The sequence below is a fragment of the Pseudomonas sp. FG98 genome, assembly GCF_057808595.1.
Genome location: NZ_JBMDIJ010000079.1, coordinates 19,684 through 27,474, shown reverse-complemented (window position 1 = coordinate 27,474; position 7,791 = coordinate 19,684). Strand labels below are relative to the sequence as shown.

Here is a 7,791-nt window from a genome sequence, read left to right as displayed (position 1 = left end):
AGGTTATTGTGTGCGCCTCTGAACCTGTGGGAGCCGGCATTGCCGGCGATGAGGCCCTAAAGTCGAACACTATTGGACCGGATTGAAACTCACCCTCACCTTCAACCCCCCCTTCTCCCCGTCATGCAGACTGATCGCCGCCAGGTGCGCCCGGCAGATCTCGCCGACAATGGCCAGCCCCAGCCCGGTGCCCTGGTGACTGCGCCGATAAAACCGCTCGAACACCTTCTCCCGCTCCTCCGGCGGAATCCCCGGCCCGTCATCCTCCACTTCCAGCTCGCCCGGCGCACTGACCCGCAGGATCACATTGCCGCCCTTGGGCGTATGGGCCAGCGCGTTGTCCACCAGGTTGCTGAGCAGTTCGTTGAGCAAGGTCGGCTCGCCCCGCACCCACACCGGCGCTTCGGCCTCCAAGGCCAGGGCAATGCCGCGGGCATACGCCAGGGGCGCCATGGCCATACCCAGCTCACGGGCGAGCTGGCTGAGATCGAGCAGTTCGGCGCCGCCCTCGGCGATCGCCCGGGCGCCGTTTTCCACCCGCGCCATGGACAGCAACTGATTGGCCAGGTGGGTCAGCTTGTCAGTGCTCTGCGCCGTGGCCTCCAGGGTTTCATGCCAGACCTGCGGCTCCTTCGCCCGCAAGCCCAGCTCGACCCGCGCCTTCAGCGCCGCCAGCGGCGTGCGCAGTTCATGGGCGGCATCGGCGATGAATTGCGCCTGGCGCTCGAACTGCTCGCGCAAGCGTTCGGTGAAGTGGTTCAGCGCCCGCACCAGCGGCCCCAGCTCATGCTGCACCTCCACCGACGGCAGCGGCCGCAGGTCGTCCGGCTGGCGCTCTTCCACCGCACCGCGCAGACGCTCCAGCGGGCGCAAGGCCGCGCTCACCGCAAACCACACCAATAGCAGCGCGCCGAGGGCCAGCATGCCCAGACGCAGCAGGGTATCGGCCATCAGGCTGCGGGCCATGCGCACCCGCGCTTCCTCGGTTTCCGCCACACGGATCTCGGCCATGCCGTTCATGTTCGGCTCGCTGACCGCCTTGAGCAGGCTGACCACGCGCACGTCCTGGCCCAGGTAGCGGGCGTCGTAGAACCGCGCCAGGGCCGGGTAATCGTCGGTACGCGGCGTGCCCGGCGGCGGCGCGGGGATGTTTTCGTAACCGGAAATCAGCTTCTGGTGAATGTCGTTGACCTGGTAGTAGATGCGCCCGGCGCTGTCGTAGGCGAAAGTGTCCAGGGCCACATAGGGCACGTCGGCGCTGAGGGTACCGTCACGCTGAGACAGGCCGGCGGCGATGGTCCGCGCCGAGGCCAGCAAAGTCCGGTCGTAGGCGGTGTCGGCGGCTTCGCGGCCGTTCCAGTAGGCGCTCAGGCCACTGGCGATCATCAGCACCACCAGCAGCAGCGCCAGGTTGCCCAGCAGGCGCCCGCGCAGGCTGCCGATGCTACGCATCGCGGTGTTCCAGCAGGTAGCCGAGGCCGCGGAAAGTGACGATGGCCACCGCCTGGCCATCGAGTTTCTTGCGCAGGCGGTGAATATAGATCTCGATAGCGTCGGGACTGGCTTCCTCATCCAGGCCGAACACCTGCGAGGCCAGTTGCTCCTTGCTCATCACCCGCCCGGGACGGGCGATCAGCGCCTCCAGCACCGCCTGCTCGCGGGAGGTCAGGGTCAGCAGCTCGTCATTGAGGGTGAAACGCCGGGTATCCAGGTCGTAGACCAGCGGACCGCAGCGCTGCTGGCGTTCGCCGCCCATCACGCTGCGCCGCAGCAGGGCCTTGACCCGGGCTTCCAGCTCGGTCAGCTCGAACGGCTTGGCCAGGTAATCGTCGGCGCCGAGGTTGAGGCCATGGACCCGGTCCTTGACGTCGCTGCGCGCGGTCAGCATCAGCACCGGCACGATCTTGCCCCGCGCCCGCAGGCGCGCCAGCACCTCGAAACCGTCCATCCGCGGCAAGCCCACATCGAGCACCGCCGCCGCGTAGTCCTCGCTGGCCAGGGCCAGGTCGGCGGCCACCCCGTCGTGCAGTACATCGACGGTCAGGCCCTGGCTTTTCAAGGCCTGGGCCACGCTTTCGGCCAGTTGCAGATGGTCTTCGACGAGCAGCACTCGCATCGGTTTCTCCCGGTCGCATCGCGTTCAGTGGCGCGGAGTTTACAGAGGAAGCCGCCCCTGTGAAGCCGCCGCAAGAATGAAAGTCGATTGAAAGGTTAGCGAAAGGTTGAGCCCCTAGCATCGCTCCACGGCTCCGTACGAGAGCCGAAGCACGAACCACAGTGTTCGCACCGATAAGAACAATAAACGGGGTTTATCCAGATGCTGTCAGCACAGCCTCGGGCGTTCGCGCCTATCCGTCGTCCTTTCTCCAGCCGTCACTCCCTCGCCAGCGCCATCGCCCTTTGCAGCGTCGCACCGTTGAGCCAGGCCGCCTTCTTCGAAGACAGCAGCGCCACCTTCGAAACCCGCAACATGTACTTCAACCGCGACTTCCGCGACGGCACCAGCGCCCAGCAATCCAAGCGCGACGAGTGGGCCCAGGGCTTCATGCTCAACCTGCAATCAGGCTACACCGAAGGCACCGTCGGCTTTGGCGTCGATGCCCTGGGCATGCTCGGGGTCAAGCTCGACTCCAGCCCGGACCGCACCGGCACCGGCCTGCTGCCAACCCACGACGACGGCCGCGCCGCCGACGAGTATTCCAAGCTCGGCCTGACCGGCAAGGTGAAGATCTCCGCCACCGAACTGAAGATCGGCACCCTGATCCCCGAGCTGCCGACCCTCAAGCCCAACGACGGGCGCATCCTGCCGCAGACCTTCGAGGGCGGGCTGCTGACCTCCAAGGAGCTGAAGAACCTGACCTTCACCGGCGGCCGCCTGGAGAAGGCCAAGGACCGCGATGACACCAACAAGGAAGACATCGCGCTGAACAACAAGAACGGGCGCTTCCTCGGCACCGTCGCCGGCAACCACTTCGACCTGGCCGGCGTCGACTACAAGTTCACCGACCGCATCACCGGCAGCTATCACTTCGCCCAGCTCGACGACGTCTATCGCCAGCACTTCGCCGGCCTGGTAGCGACCCAGCCGTTCGGCCCGGGCACCTTCGGCGCCGACCTGCGCCTGGCGCTCAGCGACGACCAGGGCCAGGCCCGCGGCGGCAAGATCGACAACACCTCGCTCAACGGCATGCTCAGCTACAGCCTCAACGGCCACAAGTTCAGCGCCGCCTACCAGAGCATGTCCGGCGACAGCGCCTTCCCCTACGTGGATGGCTCCGACCCGTACCTGGTCAACTTCGTCCAGATCAACGACTTCGCCGGGGCCGACGAGCGCTCCTGGCAAGTGCGTTACGACTACGACTTCGCCAAACTCGGCATTCCAGGGCTGAGCTTCATGACCCGTTACGTCAACGGGGACAACGTCAGCCTGGCGAACGGCAGCGAAGGCAAGGAATGGGAACGCAACACCGAGCTCAAGTACGTGGTGCAGAGCGGCGCGCTGAAAAACGTCGCGGTACGCCTGCGCAACGCCACCTACCGCTCGAACTTCGCCCGCGACGCGGACGAGGTGCGGGTGCTGGTGAGCTACAGCGTCGCCCTGTGGTAATCCGCCTATAACAACTAAAGCTACGGAGACTGAAGATGACCTTTTCACTGCGCCGCATCGCCCTCGCCACCGGCTGCCTGCTGCTCGCCGGCCAGGTGCTGGCCGCCGAACCGAAACGCCCTGAATGCATCGCCCCGGCCTCGCCGGGCGGTGGCTTCGACCTGACCTGCAAGCTGGTGCAAAGCGCCCTGGTCAACGAGAAGATCCTCAGCAAGCCCATGCGCGTCACCTACATGCCCGGCGGTGTCGGCGCGGTGGCCTACAACGCCGTGGTCGCCCAGCGCCCGGCCGACGCCGGGACCCTGGTGGCCTGGTCCAGCGGCTCGCTGCTGAACCTGGCCCAGGGCAAGTTCGGCCGTTTCGATGAAAACGCCGTGCGCTGGCTGGCGGCGGTCGGCACCAGCTACGGTGCCATCGCAGTGAAGAAGGACTCGCCGTACAAGACCCTCGACGACCTGGTCGCGGCCTTGAAGAAGGACCCGAGCAAGGTGGTGATCGGCTCCGGCGGCACCGTCGGCAGCCAGGACTGGATGCAGACCGCGCTGATCGCCAAGGCCGCCGGGATCAACCCGCGCGACCTGCGCTACGTCGCCCTGGAAGGTGGCGGCGAAATCGCCACGGCCCTGCTTGGCGGGCATATCCAGGTTGGCAGTACCGACATCTCCGACTCCATGCCGCACATCCAGAGCGGCGACATGCGCCTGCTCGCGGTGTTTTCCGACAAGCGCCTCGACGAGCCGGAAATGAAGGACATCCCCACCGCCAAGGAACAGGGCTACGACATCGTCTGGCCGGTGGTGCGCGGCTTCTATGTCGGGCCGAAGGTCACCGACGAGGAATACGCCTGGTGGAAAGAGTCGTTCGACAAGCTGCTGGCCTCGGAAGACTTCGCCAAGCTGCGTGACCAGCGCGAGCTGTTCCCGTTCGCCATGACCGGCGAGGAGCTGGACACCTACGTCAAGAAGCAGGTCGCCGACTACAAGTCGCTGGCCCGGGAATTCGGCCTGATCCAGTAACCCCGATCGCTGGCAAGCCAGCTCCCACAGGGTCGGCATGCACCGAACTTTGTGGGAGCTGGCTTGCCAGCGATGAGGCCCTCACTGAAATCACCCTCCCCAAGAGGACTTCCTGATGATCCTGCAACGCATCTTCGCCCTGGTCCTGCTGGCGGCGTGCATCGCCCTGGCCGTCATGGCCCTGCCCTACCAGGCGGCGTTTTCCTATGAACCGGTGGGCCCGCGCGCCTATCCGCTGCTGATGCTCGGCCTGATGGGCCTGGCCCTGCTCTACCTGGCCTTCCGCCCCACGCCCATCGTGCGCGGCGACGACGAGCCCGAGCTGGACCGCGAGACCCTGAACAAGATCGGCATCTGCGTCGCCCTGCTGGTGGTCTTCGCTGCCACCTTCGAAAGCCTCGGCTTCATTCTCAGCAGCATTCTCATCGGCGTGCCCATGGCCCGCCTGTACGGCGGCCGCTGGCTGTCCGGCGGGTTGATCGTGGCCGGCATGAGCATCGCCCTCTACGTACTGTTCGACCGGGTAATGGACGTACCACTGCCCCTCGGCCTGCTCGACGTCCTGGAGAATTGATATGGATACCTTGAGTTATCTCGGCCAGGGCTTCGGCGTGGCCCTCAGCCCGTACAACCTGGTCACCGCCCTCAGTGGCACCCTGATCGGCACCGTGGTCGGCCTGCTGCCGGGCCTGGGCCCGATCAACGGCGTGGCCCTGCTGATCCCCATCGCCTTCGCCCTCGGCCTGCCGCCGGAGTCGGCGCTGATCCTGCTGGCCGCGGTGTACCTGGGCTGCGAATACGGCGGGCGGATCAGCTCGATCCTGCTCAACATCCCCGGCGAAGCCTCCACGGTGATGACCACCCTCGACGGCTACCCGATGGCTCGCCAGGGCCTGGCCGGCGTAGCCCTGTCGCTGTCGGCCTGGAGCTCGTTCATCGGCGCCTTCATCGCCACCTGCGGCATGGTCCTGTTCGCCCCGCTATTGGCAAAGTGGGCGATCGCCTTCGGTCCGGCGGAGTATTTCGTGCTGATGGTGTTCGCCATCGTCGCCCTTGGCGGCATGGCCGGCGACAAGCCGCTGAAGACCTTCATCGCCGCGCTGATCGGCCTGTTCCTGTCCAGCGTCGGCATCGATGCCAACAGCGGCGTGTACCGCTTCACCGGTGACAGCGTGCACCTGGCCGACGGCATCCAGTTCGTCGTGCTGGTGCTGGGCCTGTTCTCCATCAGCGAAATCCTCTTGCTGCTGGAAAAGACCCACCACGGCCACGAGGCGGTGAAAGCCACCGGACGCATGCTGTTCAACCTGAAGGAAGCGGCCTCGGTGTTCGTGGTCAACATCCGTTGCGGTCTGCTCGGCTTCATCATGGGCGTGCTGCCCGGCGCCGGCGCGACCCTGGCCAGTGCCGTGGCCTACATGACCGAGAAGCGCATCGCCGGTGCCGGCGGCAAGTTCGGCAAGGGCGACGCCCGTGGCCTGGCCGCGCCGGAAACCGCGATCGGCGCGTCCTGCTGCGGCGCCCTGGTACCGATGCTGACCCTCGGCGTACCCGGCTCGGGCACCACCGCGGTGATGATCGGCGCCCTGACCCTGTACAACATCACCCCCGGCCCGCTGCTGTTCGAACAGCAACCGGACATCGTCTGGGGCCTGATCGCCTCGCTGTTCATCGCCAACATCATGCTGGTGATCCTGAACATCCCGATGATCCGCATCTTCACCCGCATCCTTTCCGTGCCGAACTGGGCACTGGTGCCGGTGATCGCAATCATCACCGCGATCGGTGTCTACGCCGTGCACGCCACCACCTTCGACCTGTTCCTGATGGTCGGCATCGGCATCATGGGCTACATCCTGCGCAAGCTGGACTTCCCGCTGTCGCCGATCCTGCTCGGCTTCATCCTCGGCGGCCTGATGGAACAGAACCTGCGTCGCGCGCTGTCGATCTCCAACGGCGAACTGGGCATTCTCTGGTCGAGCCCGATCAGCCTCGGCGTCTGGGTCCTGACCGTCCTGATGCTGAGCCTGCCGCTGATCCGCATCTGGCGCCGCCGGGTGCTGCAGCGTCGCGCCCTGGCCAATGTCTGATTTCAGGCAATGGTGGGCAACCCCGCTGGTCGGCCTGGCCGGCGGGTTCGCGGCCAGCGCCATCGGCTGGCCGTTGCCGTTCATGGTCGGCTCGCTGCTGGCGATCATCCTGGTGCGCTGCCTCACTCCCTGGCAGCTCGCCGAGATTCCCGGCGGACGCAAATGCGGACAGTGGATCGTCGGCATCGGCATCGGCCTGCACTTCACCCCCCATGTGGCCGAGCAGGTCGCCAGCCATTTCGGCCTGATCTTCTTCGGCGCGCTGATCACCAGCTTTTCCAGCGTGGTCGGCGTGTGGCTGCTACGGCGTACCGGGGAAGACCGCGCCACCGCGTTCTTCTCCAGCATGCCGGGCGGCTCCGGCGAGATGGTCAACCTCGGCGCGCGCAATGGCGCCAATCTCGGCCGGGTGGCGGCGGGCCAGAGCCTGCGGGTGCTGGTGGTGGTGCTGTGCGTGCCGGCGGCGTTCAAGTACCTGCTCGGCGAGGGCGTACCGATTGCCCATGCCGGTGCGGTGAACTGGGGCTGGCTGGCAGTGTTGTTGCCACTGGGCGCCCTGGTGGCGTGGATCTGGCAGCGCCTGAAGCAGCCCAACCCCTGGCTGTTCGGGCCCTTGCTGGTGGCGGCGGTCGCCAGTATCGGCTGGAACCTGCACCTGGGCATGCCGGACGGCGCCAGCCAGATCGGCCAATGGTTGATCGGCAGCGGCCTGGGTTGTCACTTCAACCGCGCCTTCTTCCGCCGCGCGCCGTCCTTCCTGGCCCGGACCCTGGCGGCCACGGCGCTGACCATGCTGATCGCCGCCCTGGCCGCCCTGGCCTTGAGCGCGGCTACCCACCTCGACCTGCGTTCGCTGACCCTGGGCATGATGCCCGGCGGCATCGCCGAGATGAGCCTGACCGCAGAAACCCTGCAACTCTCGGTACCACTGGTAACGGCCTTGCAGATGATGCGCCTGCTGTTCGTGCTGTTTCTCGCCGAGCCACTGTTCCGCCACTGGGACAGCCAGCCATCGCGGCCTTCCGCCGAGCCATAAAAAAGCCCGGGTCATAGACCCGGGCACAATGCAGCAATTCCA

At 66.3% G+C, this 7,791-nt stretch carries 7 protein-coding genes; 5 read left to right on the top strand and 2 right to left on the bottom strand.

Features of this window, described 5'->3' with window-relative positions; translation table 11 throughout:
* Window positions 1–69: 69 nt before the first annotated feature.
* A complete protein-coding gene (locus ACODSK_RS27375) occupies window positions 70–1,452 on the bottom strand; it encodes a sensor histidine kinase (protein WP_489020503.1) in 1,383 nt (460 codons plus the stop codon).
* Window positions 1,445–2,116 (bottom strand): response regulator, encoded by a 672-nt coding sequence (locus tag ACODSK_RS27370; protein ID WP_489020501.1) that lies wholly within the window; start codon window positions 2,114–2,116, stop codon window positions 1,445–1,447. The genes ACODSK_RS27375 and ACODSK_RS27370 overlap by 8 nt, the downstream gene beginning before the upstream one ends.
* Window positions 2,117–2,317: 201 nt before the next feature.
* Between ACODSK_RS27370 and ACODSK_RS27365 the strand changes: the two genes are divergently transcribed.
* The 5 genes from ACODSK_RS27365 to ACODSK_RS27345 all read left to right on the top strand — a co-directional run bounded on the left by ACODSK_RS27365 (window position 2,318) and on the right by ACODSK_RS27345 (window position 7,749).
* Window positions 2,318–3,607 (top strand): OprD family porin, encoded by a 1,290-nt coding sequence (locus ACODSK_RS27365; RefSeq protein WP_489020499.1) that lies wholly within the window; start codon window positions 2,318–2,320, stop codon window positions 3,605–3,607.
* Window positions 3,608–3,642: 35 nt separating this feature from the next.
* Window positions 3,643–4,623 carry a Bug family tripartite tricarboxylate transporter substrate binding protein gene (locus ACODSK_RS27360; protein WP_489020497.1) on the top strand — a complete coding sequence of 327 codons (981 nt, stop codon included), beginning with the start codon at window positions 3,643–3,645 and terminating at the stop codon, window positions 4,621–4,623.
* A gap of 115 nt (window positions 4,624–4,738) precedes the next feature.
* Entirely contained in the window at window positions 4,739–5,197 is a 459-nt protein-coding gene (locus ACODSK_RS27355; RefSeq protein ID WP_489020496.1) for a tripartite tricarboxylate transporter TctB family protein, read from the top strand.
* 1 nt (window position 5,198) lies between these two features.
* A complete protein-coding gene (locus tag ACODSK_RS27350; RefSeq protein ID WP_489020494.1) occupies window positions 5,199–6,713 on the top strand; it encodes a tripartite tricarboxylate transporter permease in 1,515 nt (504 codons plus the stop codon).
* Complete coding sequence (locus tag ACODSK_RS27345) at window positions 6,706–7,749, top strand: AbrB family transcriptional regulator (protein WP_489020492.1); 1,044 nt, start codon at window positions 6,706–6,708, stop codon at window positions 7,747–7,749. The genes ACODSK_RS27350 and ACODSK_RS27345 overlap by 8 nt, the downstream gene beginning before the upstream one ends.
* Window positions 7,750–7,791: the final 42 nt, after the last annotated feature.

Coding starts and splice junctions, on each gene's coding strand:
- ACODSK_RS27375 (WP_489020503.1), bottom strand. CDS start 1,452: ATGCGTAGCATCGGCAGCCTGCGCGGGCGCCTGCTGGGCAACCTGGCG.
- ACODSK_RS27370 (WP_489020501.1), bottom strand. CDS start 2,116: ATGCGAGTGCTGCTCGTCGAAGACCATCTGCAACTGGCCGAAAGCGTG.
- ACODSK_RS27365 (WP_489020499.1), top strand. CDS start 2,318: ATGCTGTCAGCACAGCCTCGGGCGTTCGCGCCTATCCGTCGTCCTTTC.
- ACODSK_RS27360 (WP_489020497.1), top strand. CDS start 3,643: ATGACCTTTTCACTGCGCCGCATCGCCCTCGCCACCGGCTGCCTGCTG.
- ACODSK_RS27355 (WP_489020496.1), top strand. CDS start 4,739: ATGATCCTGCAACGCATCTTCGCCCTGGTCCTGCTGGCGGCGTGCATC.
- ACODSK_RS27350 (WP_489020494.1), top strand. CDS start 5,199: ATGGATACCTTGAGTTATCTCGGCCAGGGCTTCGGCGTGGCCCTCAGC.
- ACODSK_RS27345 (WP_489020492.1), top strand. CDS start 6,706: ATGTCTGATTTCAGGCAATGGTGGGCAACCCCGCTGGTCGGCCTGGCC.